Here is a 15,917-nt window from a genome sequence, read left to right on the forward strand (position 1 = left end):
TATTCGGGGTTTTGGGGCCGTTGGCCGCCTGGACGGACCATGGCGAGCCCGTCACGGTCCCTGGGCGCAAGGTGCGGGCGCTGCTGGCGGACCTGCTCGTCCACGAAGGACGCGTCGTATCGTCCGACCGGCTCGTCGACGACCTGTGGGGCGACGCGGCACCGGCCGATTCCACGGCCGCGCTGCACGTGCGGGTGTCGCAGCTGCGGCGGGCGCTGGCGAGCGCCGAGCCCGGCGCGCGCGACCTCGTGGTGTCGCAGCCGCCCGGCTACGCGCTGCGGGCCGCGCCCGGCGCGGTGGACGCGGCGAGGTTCGCGCACCTGGCCGAGCTGGCGCAGGCGGCGGGCGACCCGCGGACCCGGGCCGGGCTCCTGACGGAGGCCCTGGACCTGTGGCGCGGCCCGGCCCTGGCCGACTTCGCGGACGAGGAGTTCGCGCAGGCCGCCGTGACCCGCTGGGAGGAGCGGCGGCTGGTCGCGGCGGAGGCGCTCGCCGAGGCGCGCCTCGCCCTCGGCGAGCACCGCGAGCTGGTCGCCGAGCTGGGCGAGCAGGTGGCCCGGGAGCCGTACCGGGAGCGGCTGCGCGCGGCGCACATGCGCGCCCTCTACCGGGCGGGCCGGGTGGGCGAGGCGCTGGAGAGCTACCAGGACCTGCGCCGCCGCCTCGCCGGCGAGCTGGGGCTCGACCCGGGCCCGGAGCTGACCGCGCTGCACGCGGCGATCCTGGCCGGCGACCCGTCCGAGCGGGCGCCGGCGCCCGCGCCGCGTCCGGTGAGGCCCACCTCGAACCTGCCGGCCCCGGTGACCGAGCTGATCGGACGCGACCACGACGTCCGCCGCGTCCGCGAACTGCTGGCGACGGGACGGCTCGTCACCCTGACCGGTCCGGGCGGCGTGGGCAAGACCAGCGTCGCGCTCGCGACCGCCCACGCCGTGGCCGACGCGTACCCGGACGGCGTGTGGCTGGTCGACCTGACCACGTGGGACGGGCGCGGCGACCCGGCGGAGACCGTGCTGTCCGTCCTGTCCATCCCGGACGTGCCGGGCGACGCGGAGACGGGCACCGGGGCGCGGCTCGCGGCGGCGCTGCGCGAGCGGCGGATGCTGCTGGTGCTGGACAACTGCGAGCACGTGATCGAGCCGGTGGCCGAACTGACCGGTGGGCTGCTGCCGGCCGCGCCCGGCCTGCGGGTGCTGGCCGCGAGCCGGGAGCCGCTGCGGCTGCGCGGCGAGGCGCGCTGGGACGTGGAGCCCCTCGACGTCCCGGGCACCGACGACCCGGACCGGCTGTCGCGGTCGCCCGCCGTCCGGCTGTTCCTCGCGCGGGCGGGGCTGGACCCGGCGCCGGAGACGGTCGCCGCCGTGGCGGAGGTGTGCCGCCGGCTGGACGGCATCCCGCTCGCCCTCGAACTCGCCGCGACCCGGGTGCCGGCGCTGGGCGTCGCCGAGCTCGCGGCCCGCCTGCGCGTGCCGCGCGACCGGTTCGGCCTGCTCGGCACCGGGCCGCGGGACGCGCCCGCCCGCCAGCGCACCCTGACCGCGGTGATCGACTGGAGCTGGCGGCTGCTGACCGGGCCGGAGCGGGCCGTGCTGCGCCGCCTCGCCGTCCACTCCGGCGGGTGCACGCTCGACGCCGCCGAGGCGCTGTGCGCCGGGGACGAGGTCGAGCCCGGCCAGGTGCTCGACCTGCTCGCCGGGCTGGTGGACCGTTCCCTCGTCGTCCGCGCGCCCGGGCCCCGGTTCCGGCTGCTGGAGTCGGTGTCGGCGTTCTGCCACGACCGGCTGCGGGAGGCCGGGGAGGAGGCGGAGCTGCGCCGCCGGCACGCCGACCACTACCTCGCGCTGGCCGAGACGGCCGATCCGCGGTTGCGCGGGCCGGGCCAGCGCGAATGGCTGCTGTGGCTGGACGCCGAGAGCGCGAACCTGCGCGCGGCCCTGGACTCCTTCTGCGGGGACGGCGCGGCGGAGCGCGCGCTGCGGCTGGCCGGGACGCTGACCTGGTACTGGTTCCTGCGCGGCCGGTTCACCGAGGCCGACCGGGCGCTCGCCGCCGCCCTGGACGTGCCGGGCGAGGCGCCCGCCGGCGTCCGGGCGAAGGCGGCGGCCTGGCACGCCGGGCTGGCGCTCCTGCGGGGCCGGGCCGGGGCGGAGCGGGTCGCCGAGGTGCTGCGCGACGTGGAGGCGGTGGCGGATCCGGTCGAACGCGTCCGGGCCCAGTGGTTCATCGCGAGTTCGATGATCAGCTTCGGCGACGAGACGACCATCGCGAAGCTCCTGGCGTCCGCCCTGGGCACGGCCCTCGCCACCGGGGACCGCTGGGGCGAGGCGGCGGTGCTGAGCATCCGCACCGTCCTCGCCCACATGCGCGAGGAAACGGACGCCCTCGAACACGACGCCCGGCGCGGCAGCGAGCTGTTCGCCGAGCTGGGCGACGAGTGGGGCGTGCTCCAGGCCGCGAACTGGCTGATCGGCCTCGCGGACATGGCCGGCGACCACGCCGCGGCGGCCCGGCTCGCCCGGGACGGCCTCCGCATCGCGGAGGATCTCGGGCTCTGGTCCGACGTGACCGACCTGCTGAGCTGGCTCGCCTGGACGTCGGTGCAGGCCGGCGACCACGCGAGCGCCCGCGAGCAGGGCGCGGCGGCTGGCGGCCGAGCAGGGGCAGGCCGGGGAGGTGTTCGCCACCATCTCGGTGGCGTTCGCCGCGCGCCGCGGCGGCGATCTCGACGAGGCCGAGGAGCACCTGCGCTGGCTGCTGGCGACGGCCCGGGGGCGGCAGACCGAGGAGAGCCGCCCGCCGTACCTGCCGATGGTCCTGGCCGAGCTGGGAATGCTGGCCGCGCGGCGCGGCGACCCGGCGACGGCGCTCGCCCACCACCGGGAGGCGTTCGCGGCGTGCCGCGACCAGGGCTCGGCGCGCGGGATGGCGTGGGCGCTCGCGGGCATGGCGGAGGCGCTGGCGCTGGACGGACGCCCCGGCGTCGCCGCGCGGCTGCTCGGCGCCGTGGAGACCACCCGGCGCGGGACCGTCCTGCCGCCGTCGCCCTCCGACCGCGCCGAACTCGACCGGATCACGGCGGCCGTCCGCGACGCGGAGCCCGATTTCGACGCCCTTTTCCAGCAGGGCGCCGAACTCACGCCCGAACAGGCCCGGTCCCTCGCGGACGAGGGCCGGGCCTGACCGGGGCACCGCCGTTTACTTCGGGACGTAGACGTGGACGGTGATCCCCGACGCGAACTGGTTGACGTCGGCCAGCTTCAGGTGCGTGGTGTCGAAGCCCGCGTCCTCGAACAGGTGCCGGCCGGCCCCGACGATGACGGGGAAGTACCAGAAGTGGAACTCGTCGACCAGGCCGTGCTCGACGAGGGTGCGGTCGACTTCGCCGGTGCCCCACTTCAGGATGTCCTTGCCCGGCTGCTCCTTGAGCTTGGCGACCTCCTCGGGGACGTCCTTGAGGACGGTGGCGTTCCACTTGGGGGCCTCGGTCAGCGTCCGCGACGCCACGTACTTGGGCATCGCGTTGATCATGTCGGCGCCGGGGTCCCCGGCCCGCGACAGCCACGCGTCCGCCATCCCCTCGTAGGTGACCCGTCCGACGAGGATGGCGTCGGCCCTGGTGATCAGGCCGGCCGAGTAGTTCTTGTGGTCCTCGTCCCAGTAGGGCATGCCCCAGTGCTGCGGCTCCGCCCGGGACGCCGTCGACGGCGTGGTGTCGTTGATGACCCCGTCCAGTGACACGAACGTCGACTCGATCAGCTTGCGCATCGTGCTGCTCCCTCTGTCCTCCGGCGGCTCCCCGCCGGTTCGATGACTCCAAGCTGCCGGAGGCACCTTACGGTTTCCTTCAGGTCCCCCATCGACGCGCCGTAAGGCGACTCTTCGCGGTCACGAAGCGTGCCCGTTGTCCTGGTTGACCGAGGTCATCGCACAGAAGGGCCCCGATAGCGGTCGACCGGCGTGGGCCAGGACTCTTCACTCGATGCGCCGGCTGGGATACGAGGGGTCTAAAACGATCAATGCCGAACCCCAGGAGGCGTGCAGACGCCACGTTCTCCGCTCCGGCCATGGCACGCGACCCGCTTCCCGGCACTTACCCTGATCCTGGCCTCAACGGCCGTGTTGGCCGCCATCCCGGACGACTCGAACACCGCGCCGCGCAGCAGCTCCGCCACAGCCGCAGGAGTAGGTGGCGCCAAGGAGTTCCAGGCCCGACAGGACATCTCTGGGGGTCTCGGGCCGCCAGAACACGCGCTGGTCGTGGCCGTGGAGAGGCCGAGTGTCGGTCTCGAAGTGCAACGTCGACATGTCGTACGGCACCAGCAAGGCCCGCCCTAGCGGGGCATGTGCGGCGCATGCGGTCGACAATCGTTGCAGCCAGGCCGGCTCAAGCGAACGCGGACGGTCGCCGTTTCACCGTCGCATAGGAGACAGTCTTGATGGCCGCCTCGGTCAGCCCGCGCAGGTTGTGGTGTTCGCTGATCATTCGTGACGCACGCCGTGCACGCCCCTGGCCACGTAGGCCGTGAATGCAGCCTACGCCACAGGCCACGACAAGCTGTGCTTTTGTCCGGCCTGGCCAGCGGGTCCGCCCGCCGATGGTCATGTTCTGCCCTCTCTCCTTCCCCAGCGGCCACAAGCCGTAACTCCGCCCTCCCCGAGTTCCGGCTCGTCCACCGTGGCCCACCGTGGCTACAGTTCCCATACTTGGTCGGGGTCGTCGAGGGCGGCGCGTATCTGGCTGAGGTCACCGATGTCCGCCAGCGGCGACTTCTGGGCGATGTCAACGATGCCGCGTACGACACTGTTCAGGGCTTCGCCGTTGCCTTCATCGAAAGCCCGGTCGAGTCGGGAGAACAGTTCGTCGTACAGGCTTCGTCGCTCAGCGAAGACCTGCGAGAAGTAGTCCTTGAGCACCGCTTCGCCCGCCTTGATGCGGGCCACCTCCGTGGCCTCATAGGCGGCGATGCGACTGCGGATGGTCGCCTGCTCCTCGTGAATCTTGATGCACTCCCGCACCGCGTCGACGACCTGGTTGAGCGCGGCGAAGGCCTCCATGGCAGGAGGTCGACCGGCCCTGGGCGGCGGGACGATCTTGCCTTCGTGGACTTTCGACTGGTCAGGCATCGGCATTCCCCTCGGCCATGGGCCGGTATTTGATAGTGATGTTCGCGCTTTGTTCGGTCAGTTCACCCTCGGCGTCGATGATCGGCGTGGTGGCGACATCGCGAACGGCCATCGCCAGGCTCATCGCCCGCTGGAAGCGGGGCGCGTGCGCCAGGGAGTCGAAGGGCTCGGACTCCAGGAGGTCGAGCGCCGAGGTCGCCTGTGCCGATAGTTTCGCGAGCAGGCTGCTGAGCTCATCGGCTCGGGCGTCGACGCCTCTGAGACGAGCCTCGGTCTCGTCCAACTCCGCGAGGGCCACGGCGATCTCGGCCTCGCGCTCCCGGGCCTGGGTAATCGCCTTCGTACCTTGCCCCTTGAGGACGAGGCCACCAACAAGCATTGCGGGGCCGATGGTGACGACGTTCAGGACGGTGGCTCCCAATGCCATGCCGCCCCCACCCGAGGCGAGGCTTCCGCCGCCCAGGAACGCCAGGGTGGCGGACTCCGCGGCAGCACCGCTGAGCCCGCCGATCGCGGCACCCGTGCTGGCCACCCCCACACTGCCGGCCACGGCCGTGACACCGGCCCCGGTTCCCGCGCCCGCGACTGCGGCCCCGACCGCACCGCCTATGAAGGCCGCGGCCTCCACTCCCAATCCCTGCAGCCCGGGCACCTGCGTCAGGGTGGCGTCTACACCTTCGACCAGCAAGCGATCGCTCTCGCGGACCTGACGCTCGTGGCGGCGCAGGAAGTCCGCCATCCGGACGACGACGTTGACTATGGCCTGCTCTTGCTGCACCCCCAACGCCGCAAGTTTCCGATTGCTGTTCTCAAGCTTGTCCTGGGTGACCGCACGGCGCTGCTCATGATGCCGATCCGCCTTCTTTCGCCTTTCGATGGCCTTCTTCAAGTCGTAGGCGCCCTTGCCGCCCAGTGCGGCCCCGCTGCCTCCGGTGGCGGCACCGACAGCGACCAACACAACAGGAATGAAGAACGGCATGGTGTCCCCCTTAGCTTCAGCCCAGTTTGACAGCAACAGCGATGTCCCAGGTCAAAAGCGACCAGTTGCACGATGCCGGTTCTGGCCAGCTGCCGAATCACTTGCCGGCGAAGGGGCGAAGCCAGGGATGATCAAGGTGCCGTTCACGTCGAGGAACAGCCACCCGCTGAGGGTCCTGCCCGCGATCTTCAGCCAGGAGAAGGCGCCTGCGGCCTCGATCTGCCTCCACACCTGAGACCGGACTCTCGCCCTGGCCTGCGCGGTCCGGGCCAACGCCCGGTCATCGGTCAGGTTCAGGACGTGACGGATCGTGTAACCGCTCGGCGCCACCACGAGCACGGGCGCGAGCTGTCTCAAGACTGCGAAAACAGCCATCGTGGTCGCGCCCATCACGATCGCGAACGCCGTGGACGCCATGACCATGCCCCCGCCGAGTTACGGGAACATCTCCTTTTGCATCAGCACCGCGTCGAGTCCGGCGATCAGGCCGCACTGATCGGCGAGCTTGCGCAGCAAGATCCCGCCCGCGTGCCCGACCAGCCCGTTCCCGTCAGCGGTGACCTGCAGGGCACAGCCTCAGGACGTACCCCTTCATCACACAGAGCGCTCCAGTCTGGAAATTACAGGTGTGGTTACCGCGTAATCTCCCAGAACCTGAGCGCTCTTCGGCGTTGAGCGCAGCCAGCGCCGCACATGCGGCCGCGCACCCGTCAGGTGCAGCCACTCATCACCCGCCACCAGGCATGAATCCGTAAAACTCCAGGCCAGCGCAACGCATAACCGAGACCACGCCTAGTCCACTGACGCCCCACAGCCCCGCCGAAGGCGACATGCGGTGGGTCAAAGAGGCAATTCGTACGTTCACGTGCGCTTCGCGTCCTCGAACCGCCGGGTGAGGCGGGCAATGTGGGCGTCACCCGGGGCAGCGGCGGGTTGTCATACCAGTCGGCCTTGTACTTGCGGAGCAGGGCCTCGCCATCGCGTCCCCGGAGGAGCCCGGCTTCCTGAGCAGTTTCTGAAACACGAGGTCGGCGGCGTCGGGGCCGGCTTCTGCCACCAGTCGCCGGATCGAGACAGGGCTGATCCCGTCCTCGCGCAGGTAGTCGGAGATGATGTCCCGGTAGGGACGGCGCCTGATGAGGCCGGGGTCGGCGAAGGCGCGCCGGGCCGAGGTGCAGTCGGCGTAGAAGCCGAGGCCGTCCTCGGCGTCGTAGTCAGGGCGACGTTGTCTGCACTGGTCCATTCCCTGGGCAGCGACGGCAGGTCGGGTCCGGTCCACGGCCCGGTCTTGCTGCCAGCCCGTTCGTAGTTGTGGCGGTAGAAGGCCATCAGAGTCTCTGGTCGCCAGGAACGACGACCAGGTCGGCGCCGTGCAGGTCGATGAATGCCGCACGTTGTTCGGCCTGCAGTTCGCGCCCTTGCGCGAGCTTCTCCGGATAACGGATGGCCCGCGAGGGAAACTTCGTGACGATCTCGGGCACCCCGGCCAGGACCTGGTCGGCATGGCCTGCGGGGAAGGCCATCGGCGTCCCGCTGATCACCAAGTCTCGCCAACGGGCACGATGGCGCGGATCATGATCATCCGGGGCGAGGAGTTCCACGCCCTCCGTGCCCATGTTGGAGCGGACGCGGTAGGTGGGCTCGTCGACGTGGTTGAAGACGATGACACCGTCGTCGCCGTACGGCTCAGTGATCTCGAACACGCCCTGCACGTTGGCGAGCCAGCAGAGCAGCAGCGCCTTGTCCGTCTCGTCCAGGTCACGGCGCTCGGCGATGAACCGTTCCCACTCCCCGTGCGCCGCTCTCGAGCCGGTGGCGGAGCAAGAAGTCATCGATGACAGCGGCAAGACGCTCTCGTCGTCGACGACGACGTCCGGGAAGGCGTCCAGGACCAACTCTTTCAGCACAGCGCCGAAGCGGTCGGACATGGCGAAGCTCACCAGCTCCCCTTGAGGCCTCCCACGCGCGCCATCTGGTCCATCGGCGTCCTCTCCTCCGTTGCCGCCTTCTGAACCATGCAGGCTAGCGGCCCGAACCGGCCGCGCCGCGCGTACTTCCGATTGCCGCCAGCCTGACCGCCGCGCATACCACCCACCACATGGCGGGTCGCCGCGCGCCACGTGGTGGCGCACGTCCAGTACGTCCCGGGCGCCCGGCGCCCCCGACCGTCGCGAAGGACGCCGGGGACATGGATGGCACCCCCTGACCCCACGCGGACGTCCGGCGACTCCCTCCGGTTTACCTAACTCATCGTATCGGCACACTGCGGTCAGTCACTGAATTCGGTTGCAGCGAGGCGCCTGTGAGCGATGAGGTTGATGTGTGCGGATACAACGGGTGGCGATCAAGAACTATCGGTGTCTGCAAGACGTGGACATCCGCTTCGACGACATCACGACGTTCATCGGGCCGAACGGGGTGGGGAAGTCGGCCGTCCTGCGCGCGCTGGACTGGTTCTTCAACGGGCCGGCACAGCCGCTGACCGAGGAGGACGTCTGGGCGGGGGCGGCACGGAAACAGATCAGCGTCGAGGTCCAGTTCGGCGACCTCACTGATCTGGACCGGGCGGCGCTCGGGAAATACGCGGCCGGGAACACCGAGTCCGTCCGGCTCTGGCGACGCTGGGAGGACGGTGCTGACAAGCTGTCTGGACGCGCTCTGGCGTACCCGCCGTTCGGCGAGATCCGAGGTGCCAAGGGCGCCCTGGAGCAGCGCAAGAGATACAAAGCTCTGACTGATGCACGACCTGAGCTCGGCCTGCCAGCCGCCTCGAGTGCCAAGGCCGTCGAAGATGCACTGTCCGCATGGGAAAGCAGACATCGAGACCAGCTCGAAGCAGTCGAACTGCCCGCCGACACCCACTTCTTCGGCTTCGCCGGGCAGGCGAAGATGACCGGGCTGTTCGACTACGTATTCGTCAGCGCGGACCTACGGGCGGTCGAGGAGGGGCGTGATGTGAAAGGCTCCATCATCGGCCGAATCATGGACCAGGCCGTGGACCGCGGCCAAGCCGAGCAGGACATGCTTGATCTTCAGGCGGTGTTCAACGACGACCGCGGCAAGATCCACGCCGAGCACTTCGAGGCGCAACTGCATGAACTCTCGAACGAGCTGACCCGCGAAGTCGAGCAGCTCACCCGGGGCCGCAGGCTGCGCGTCAGCTCCCACATTCCCGAGATGCGCGTGCCACAGCCCCTGTTCCAGGTGTCGGTGGAGGACGGGACCGCCAACACGCGTGTTGACCAGCAGGGGCACGGTTTCCAGCGAGCCGTGCTCATCACCGCGCTCCGGGTGCTGGCAGAGCGGAAGGCCGCCGAGGCGAGCCGGACGGTGTTCCTGGCGATCGAGGAGCCGGAGCTCTTCCAGCATCCTGTCCAGGCCCGGACCTTCGCGTCGGTGCTGCGCAGGCTCGCCACGGGGCCGGAGCACGGAATTCAGATCTCCTACGCCACGCACAGCCCGTACTTCCTGGAGACGGACGGGTTCCATCAGATCCGCCGCATGACGCGCACGAAGGCGGACGGCGCCCCGTCCGTCCACGTCGACTCCAGCACGCAGCAGGCTGTCAAGGATCTGCTTGGGTTGAAGATCAGCGACGTGGAACTCGCCCGGAAGATCGCGCGGGCCTACTTGACGGACATCCCGGAGGCCATGTTCGCCCGCGCAGTCGTTCTGGTGGAGGGCGTCAGCGACAAGGGCGTCCTCGAAGGCTGCGGTTACCGCGAGGACCCGTTGAACACCAATGGCATCATGGTGGTAAACGTCGAAGGCAAGCAGAACCTCCGGCTGCCATACGCCATCCTCACCACACTCGGCATCCCAACCTATGTGGTGTTCGACGGAGACAGGCACAACGCCGAGCGCAAACCGGACGAGACAGACAAGAAGCTGGCCGACCGGATCGCCAAGGAGACCGGCAAGAATCGAAGTCTGCTGTCCCTGCTCGGCGCGGATGAGGAGGATTGGCCGGAAACCATGGTGGCCAGCGGCTACGCCGTGTTCCGCGACACGCTCGAAGCCTTCCTCAAGGAAGAGTGGCCGGACTGGGAGATCATGAAGAAGGAGCTCGTTGCGGACGGCCACGGGACGGACGGCAAGAGCGAGCACACATACTTCCAGGCCACCCTGCTGACCAAGACGCTCCCGCCGGCACAGCTGAAAAAGATCATCGCCCACGTGCAGTTGATGGCCAGGGAGAACTGAGAAGCGTGTTCGCCAGCTTCGCCACGACGGCACGCGGCGCCGCCTGTAAGCGACTTCAATGCCGCCAGAGCCACCTCAGGATCCTGGTCAAGTCTCCGGCGAGGCCGGTCGTGATGTGCTGGTTGTTCAGGGAGGAGAGTAGTCACGACACCGTCGCAGGCGTCCACGGTGGAACTCGTTGGGCGCTCCGAGATGCCCGTGCGCATTGCCGAGGGCGATGCTCTGCGCGAATTCGCGCTCTTCGGTATCACCTTGGTGGACACTGTGGGGATCACGAGAATGCCGACTTCAGGGTCCGGGCGGCAGGCTCGGTCATTGGGGCTACGAGACTCTGTTGCACCAGAGGTTTCCCGATCTCTCGTTCCTGATCGGCCTGAGTTTCGGGCTGCTCCTGGACGCGCTCCAGGAGCGGACGCAGAGTCCGCAGCTGGTCATGCTGGCGATCGCCACGGACCCGTCGATCCGAAGCAGGCCGACCCCAGATCCGGCGTTGAGGTGATCCTCGGCAAGTGCCGCCCACTCGACAGCCGTCCCTGACACGGCAGGCGCCGCGTGGCTGAGAAAACCTGGGGCGTGCCTCCCCTTGACGGCTTGATAATTGATCGAGTGAGGAACCAGTTCAGCTCTGGACGCCACCGAGAGGTCGTGTCCTCAGAGGCGATGATCCAGGATCTGTCGGATGAGGACGTCGAGCACGACGTCCCCGACAGTTGGCGCGAGGCACCCGTCCGTGACGACCTCGCCGCCGAGATGCATCGACTCCGCGGCCTGGTGATGGCGCAGGGGACGGAGACGGAGACCGTTCTCCGCAGGGTTGTCGCGCACCTGAACCCAGACGCCAATGTTGAGAAGAGCACGGCTGGACGGCTCGTCCAAGATGTCCGAAGGCTGCTGAGCGACGAGGACGAGCAGCACTGGGAATACGAGTTGTGCGGCATCGAGGAAGCAGTCGAGCGGCGTAACCATGCCGTGCACTCCAAGGTCTCCATTGGATCGGTCTGGAGGGACTACGCAACCGGCGGCGGCGAACGGGTGCCCGTGATCAGCCTGCTGGGAGATGAGGTGTATGACGAGGCCGACCTCCTGGAGGACTTCGGCCTTCAGCAGGCAGCAACTCGCTTTGCCGTCGAAATTCTTCTCTATCTACAACGCGGCGAAGGTTGACCGGGTTCTGTCCGTCAGATCAGCGGCTGCCTCCGCCCGGCTCGCACGCCGGGTCGCCCGCGAAGAGGTCACCGAAGCCGACCACACCGCAGATCGTGCCGGCGGGTTGACGACGTTGGCCGGATGCAGGTCGCCATGGAGCCAGAGTGCCGGCCCATCGCAGTCGGGCGCGGCGGCGGCGTCTTCCTAGACCGCGCGGACGGCGTCAGGGTCGTAGATGTGCCCCAGCTCGGTGACCAAGGCGAGTTGCTTGGCGAAGTCCTCGGAGTAGTCGGCCAGCGGGCCTCCAAGGCCCCGGCCGGCCGGGGCCTGCTCGGGGGCTGGTTGGTGAAGTGCCGTCAGAAACGCGGCCAGCGCGGTGGCGGCTTCTGCGGCGCGCGTGACGGGGCCGTGGTCGGCTGGCGCCCCCGGTACCCAGGTGGTGACGATCCAAGGTCGCGGGAATCGCGCGGAGGGCTCGCCGAGGCGTTGCGGAACGGGGACCGGCGGCAGGAGGCGCGGACGGGCAGCCAGGTGTGCTCCTTGCGCAGCAGCCCGTCAGCGGACTCCGTGGCCCAGGGCAACCGGACGGCGAGATCGTCGCCGAGCCGCCACAGCTGGTTGTCCGCAGCCCCGTGCGCCAAGCCACACCGGGTCATCGGCCAGGCCGGGATGCTGGTCGCGCAGCAGATCCGCACCAACTCCCCAGTGATCCCGATCTCGGCCTGCGTCATGCGGAGCAACTGTAGGCAGCCCCCGAGTGGACGGCGCGTCAGCGGTAGCGGAAACGACTCACGGCCAAGGGGATGTGGGTGCCGTGCAACGCATGGTGGCCATCGAAGCCAGGTCCTCACCCTGGGCACACTGCTGACCTTGATCGCCCGTGGTGAGGGACACTGTTCATCGGCGCGGACATCGCGGTGGTCGTCGGCATCACCCTGGTACTGACTTGCGGCTGAGGGGCCGCCATCGGCGGCGCCACGCCGCTGCTGGCCGAACGGCTGCGGATCCGATCCTGCGGTCGTCTTCACCCCCATGGTCACCACGTTCGTGGACGCAACCGGGTCTGACCATCTACCTCCTCCTGACCTTCTGGAAGGCGCGACCTAGGACATCACCGGCGCTGTGCTTGTATATGCCGGTGTGACGGCTCCCCTTTATGTGCCCGTAGGGACTTCGGCAGAGCGGACTGCGGACAATGACGAGCGGGTCGTGCGCGTCCTGGCCAGTACCGAGCAGCGTCTTGCGGCCCGCGTCGTCGACGGCGCCGTGGCGTTCGTGGTGGTCATGGCGGGCCTTTCGCCGGTCTATGTGGTCGGTCTGTTTTTCGAGGACGCCTCGTTTTCGTGGATGACGTGGGTGGGCATTCCGGCCGTGTTCCTCGGGGTCTTCGCCATGGTCCTGCTGCGTGTCGGGGGGATCGCGCGGTGGGGGTGCACGGTCGGGCAGCGGGTCGCAGGGATCCGGGTGGTGCGCCAGGAAGACGGGATGCGGCCGCCAGGGTGGCACCGGTCTTTCAAGCGGTACGCGCTTCCTCGGAGTTCGTCGTCCATTCCGCTGATCACCGATCCCTGGGAGCACAGGAAGGACGGACGGCTCGGGCAATGCCTGCACGACCGCCGGGCCAAGACGGTCGTCGTCCTGGCGCAGGCACCGCCCGCGCCTGCGGAGACCGGTGGGCTGGCGGTGCTCGGGTCCTCCGGTTCGGGTGCGGTGGGGGCTGACCATGTGCGGCGCTGGGAGAGGCGGGAGCGTCGGTGGCGCATTGCGCTCGGCTCCATTGCCGGGGTCCTCGGAGTGACCGTTCTGGCGGCGCCGGTCGTCATCGGGCTCACGGCCGGTGGGTCTTCATCCGGCGGGGCTTCATCCGGCGGCGGTCCGGCGTTCGAGGTGAACACCTTCTACGACGACGACATCCGGTTCGAGAACGCCTTCGGTGGCGCCTCGGAGACCTACGAACGTACGGCGGCCAAGGTGCTGGACGACGAGAAGGGCTGCCGCGCCGGTGCGACCAGTGAGCAGGCCCGTGGCGTCCTGCGGCAGGCCGGGTGCGAAGGGCGGATCGAGATCGCGTTCAAGACCCCCGACGGGGTGCTGGTCAGCAGCCACGTCCTCAGGTTCGCCGATCCGGGCGCGGCGAGTGATGCCGCGCGGCGCTTGCGGCACACCGATCTGCGGTTCGTGCCGGGTGGCGACCTGGAGCCGCCGGGCGGGGCGCAGGTCGGGCAGGTGGGCAGTCAGGACCGGTATGTCGTCGCGACGACCGCCGTATCGCCCGCGCAGCCGGATGCGGCGGGCAAGGCGAAGAATGCCTTCCGGTTCATTCAGGCCCCTACTCTCAGCGTCATCCTCTGGCTGTGAGGGCGGGGATCGGCCTTTTCACCCGCCGGCCGCCTCTCGCCGGCCAGCGGGTGACGGGGTCGTGTCAGGAGGCCGCCACTCGGGCCGCCAGAGTCTTTTTGCTGATCTTGCCTACGGGGGTGCGGGGGAAGGCGTCGGCTGTTTCCAGGCGGTCGGGGAATTTGTAGGCGGCGAGGCCGCGTGTGCGGAGGAACTCCTTGATCTCGGGGAGGGTGGGGGCCTTTCCGGCGTCCCTGATGATGAGGAATGCGCAGGTTCGCTCGCCCATCATGGGGTCGGGGATGCCCACCACGGCGGCGTCGTGGACGGCGGGGTGGGCGAGGAGGTGGTTCTCCAGTTCCTCGGCGGAGACCTTGTCGCCGCCCCGGTTGATCTGGTCCTTCTCGCGGCCCTCGACGATCAGGTGGCCGGACGGGAGCCGCCGGACGAGGTCGCCGGTCCGGTAGTAGCCGTCCGGGGTGAAGGAGCGGGCGTTGTGCTCGGGGGCGCGGTAATAGCCGCGCAGGGTGTACGGGCCCCGGGTCAGCAGTTCGCCGACCTCGCCGGGGGCCACCTGCTTGCCGTCCTCGTCGACGATCCGGATCTCGTCGGCGGGTGAGAGCGGGCGGCCCTGGGTCCGTTCGACGAGGTCGGCCGGGTCGTCCAGGCGCGTGTAGTTGAGGAGGCCCTCGGCCATGCCGAAGACCTGCTGGACCTGGCAGCCGAGGGTGCCCGGCACGTCGGCGGCGCGTTCGGCGGCGAGCTTCGCGCCGCCGACCTGGAGGAGTTCGAGGGACGAGATGTCCTCCTCCTGCCAGGACACCGCGTCCAGCCAGAGGAGCGCGATCGGGGGGACGACCGCGCAGACCGTGGCGCGCTCGCGTTCGATGAGGGGGAACGCCTCGTCGGGCGAGCCGGACGGGGACAGGACGACCGTGCCGCCGGTGGCGAAGACGCCGAGGATGCCGGGGCAGGCCAGGGCGAAGTTGTGCGCGGCGGGCAGGACGACCAGGTAGACGGTGGCCGGGGTGAAGCCGCAGACTTCGGCGCTGGCCTCCAGGTTGTAGACGTAGTCGCGGTGCGTCCGGGGGATCAGCTTCGGCAGGCCCGTCGTGCCGCCGGAGAGCAGGAAGACGCCGACGTCGGACGGGGACGGCGGCGTGGACTCGACGGGGTCGGCGTCCACCGACGCGAGCGGGGTGAACTCCGCCGCGTCGCCGTCCACGATCACGTGGTCCACGGGGAGGGTGCGGGCCATGGCGCGGTAGTCGAAGTCGCCGTCGCGGTCGGCGCAGATGTAGGCGCGGGCCTCCGACAGCTCGCACAGGTAGCGGATCTCGCTCTCGCGGTGGGCGGGCAGGGCCAGGACGGGCGCCGCGCCGATGCGGACGAGGGCGAGGAAGGTGACGACGAAGGCGGTCGTGTTCGGGAGTTGGACGACGACGCGGTCGCCGCGGCCGATGCCGAGGGCCAGGTACCCGGCGGCGGCGCGGGCGGCGCGGGCGTCCAGTTCGGCGTAGGTGAGGCGGTCGGCGCCGGCGACGAGGGCCGTCCGGGACGGCTCGCCGCGCAGGACGTCGCCGAGGAGGCGGTCCGTCCAGTGGCCGTCGGCGGTGTAGCGGGCTTCGAGGTCGGCGGGCCAGGGGGTGAAGCCGTCCATGCTCACCGCCCGGCCAGCTGGGCGGGGGCGCCGGGGACCGGCTCGGCCGGGTCGGAGCCGAGGGCGACGATGCGGTTGGCGGCGTCGACGTGGACGACGCGGGGCTCGTGGCGGTCCCGGGCCGACTCCTCCACGGACGCGTAGGTGATGATGATGACCATGTCGCCGGGCTGGACCTGGCGTGCGGCGGCGCCGTTGACGCCGATGACGCCGCTGCCCGCCTCGCCGGTGATGGCGTAGGTGACGAGACGGGAGCCGTTGGTGATGTCGACGACGTGGACCTGCTCGCCCTCGACGATGTCGGCCGCGGCCATGAGGTCCGCGTCGATCGTCAGGGAGCCCACGTAGTGCAGATCCGCCTGGGTGACGGTCGCGCGGTGGATCTTTCCGTTCATCAGCGTCCGCTGCACCGGTTCGTCCTCTTCTCCACGATCAACTAAGGCTAGGCTTACCTTAGCTACTCCCCCG

At 69.8% G+C, this 15,917-nt stretch carries 13 protein-coding genes; 4 read left to right on the forward strand and 9 right to left on the reverse strand.

What is annotated here, in order from left to right; genetic code table 11:
• Positions 1–20 precede the first annotated feature (20 nt).
• Positions 21–3,224 (forward strand): BTAD domain-containing putative transcriptional regulator, encoded by a 3,204-nt coding sequence (locus tag AB0K34_RS19200; RefSeq protein ID WP_364550053.1) that lies wholly within the window; start codon positions 21–23, stop codon positions 3,222–3,224.
• On the opposite strand, the gene AB0K34_RS19205 is transcribed toward AB0K34_RS19200, so the two are convergent.
• The 6 genes from AB0K34_RS19205 to AB0K34_RS19230 all read right to left on the reverse strand — a co-directional run bounded on the left by AB0K34_RS19205 (position 3,196) and on the right by AB0K34_RS19230 (position 8,043).
• The gene (locus AB0K34_RS19205; protein WP_138641956.1) at positions 3,196–3,765 is read right to left on the reverse strand and encodes a dihydrofolate reductase family protein; all 570 of its coding nucleotides are present in this window, start codon (positions 3,763–3,765) and stop codon (positions 3,196–3,198) included. The two genes, AB0K34_RS19200 and AB0K34_RS19205, sit on opposite strands and share 29 nt — an antisense overlap.
• A gap of 924 nt (positions 3,766–4,689) precedes the next feature.
• Complete coding sequence (locus tag AB0K34_RS19210; protein ID WP_364550055.1) at positions 4,690–5,124, reverse strand: hypothetical protein; 435 nt, start codon at positions 5,122–5,124, stop codon at positions 4,690–4,692.
• On the reverse strand, positions 5,117–6,103 hold the full coding sequence (locus AB0K34_RS19215) for a hypothetical protein (RefSeq protein WP_364550057.1): 987 nt from the start codon (positions 6,101–6,103) through the stop codon (positions 5,117–5,119). Before AB0K34_RS19215 ends, AB0K34_RS19210 begins: the two co-directional genes overlap by 8 nt.
• Positions 6,104–6,154: 51 nt before the next feature.
• The gene (locus AB0K34_RS19220; RefSeq protein WP_364550059.1) at positions 6,155–6,520 is read right to left on the reverse strand and encodes a hypothetical protein; all 366 of its coding nucleotides are present in this window, start codon (positions 6,518–6,520) and stop codon (positions 6,155–6,157) included.
• A gap of 496 nt (positions 6,521–7,016) precedes the next feature.
• Entirely contained in the window at positions 7,017–7,382 is a 366-nt protein-coding gene (locus tag AB0K34_RS19225; protein ID WP_364550061.1) for a hypothetical protein, read from the reverse strand.
• A 49-nt stretch (positions 7,383–7,431) separates the two neighbouring features.
• Entirely contained in the window at positions 7,432–8,043 is a 612-nt protein-coding gene (locus AB0K34_RS19230) for a hypothetical protein (RefSeq protein ID WP_364550063.1), read from the reverse strand.
• A 397-nt stretch (positions 8,044–8,440) separates the two neighbouring features.
• Here AB0K34_RS19230 and AB0K34_RS19235 point away from each other — a divergent pair, with 397 nt between their 5' ends.
• Complete coding sequence (locus AB0K34_RS19235; protein ID WP_364550064.1) at positions 8,441–10,306, forward strand: AAA family ATPase; 1,866 nt, start codon at positions 8,441–8,443, stop codon at positions 10,304–10,306.
• A gap of 606 nt (positions 10,307–10,912) precedes the next feature.
• Complete coding sequence (locus AB0K34_RS19240) at positions 10,913–11,470, forward strand: hypothetical protein (protein ID WP_364550066.1); 558 nt, start codon at positions 10,913–10,915, stop codon at positions 11,468–11,470.
• Positions 11,471–11,656: 186 nt separating this feature from the next.
• On the opposite strand, the gene AB0K34_RS19245 is transcribed toward AB0K34_RS19240, so the two are convergent.
• Entirely contained in the window at positions 11,657–11,983 is a 327-nt protein-coding gene (locus AB0K34_RS19245; protein WP_364550080.1) for a phosphotransferase, read from the reverse strand.
• Between the two features lie 678 nt (positions 11,984–12,661).
• Between AB0K34_RS19245 and AB0K34_RS19250 the strand changes: the two genes are divergently transcribed.
• Positions 12,662–13,810 carry an RDD family protein gene (locus tag AB0K34_RS19250; protein ID WP_171069496.1) on the forward strand — a complete coding sequence of 383 codons (1,149 nt, stop codon included), beginning with the start codon at positions 12,662–12,664 and terminating at the stop codon, positions 13,808–13,810.
• Between the two features lie 64 nt (positions 13,811–13,874).
• On the opposite strand, the gene AB0K34_RS19255 is transcribed toward AB0K34_RS19250, so the two are convergent.
• Together AB0K34_RS19255 and panD are read right to left on the reverse strand one after the other, a co-directional pair.
• Positions 13,875–15,449: an AMP-binding protein gene (locus tag AB0K34_RS19255; protein WP_301175969.1), complete on the reverse strand. Its 1,575-nt coding sequence runs from the start codon at positions 15,447–15,449 to the stop codon at positions 13,875–13,877.
• 2 nt (positions 15,450–15,451) lie between these two features.
• On the reverse strand, positions 15,452–15,859 hold the full coding sequence (panD, locus tag AB0K34_RS19260) for an aspartate 1-decarboxylase (RefSeq protein WP_138636974.1): 408 nt from the start codon (positions 15,857–15,859) through the stop codon (positions 15,452–15,454).
• Between the last annotated feature and the right edge of the window lie 58 nt (positions 15,860–15,917).

The organism is Actinomadura sp. NPDC049382, from assembly GCF_040677125.1.
GTDB classification, from domain to species: Bacteria; Actinomycetota; Actinomycetes; order Streptosporangiales; family Streptosporangiaceae; genus Spirillospora; species Spirillospora geliboluensis.

Bases quoted from the DNA above. Each gene is read 5' to 3' on its own strand.
- AB0K34_RS19255 (WP_301175969.1), bottom strand. From the start codon at position 15,449: ATGGACGGCTTCACCCCCTGGCCCGCCGACCTCGAAGCCCGCTACACC.
- AB0K34_RS19220 (WP_364550059.1), bottom strand. From the start codon at position 6,520: ATGGCGTCCACGGCGTTCGCGATCGTGATGGGCGCGACCACGATGGCT.
- AB0K34_RS19215 (WP_364550057.1), bottom strand. From the start codon at position 6,103: ATGCCGTTCTTCATTCCTGTTGTGTTGGTCGCTGTCGGTGCCGCCACC.
- AB0K34_RS19210 (WP_364550055.1), bottom strand. From the start codon at position 5,124: ATGCCTGACCAGTCGAAAGTCCACGAAGGCAAGATCGTCCCGCCGCCC.
- AB0K34_RS19205 (WP_138641956.1), bottom strand. From the start codon at position 3,765: ATGCGCAAGCTGATCGAGTCGACGTTCGTGTCACTGGACGGGGTCATC.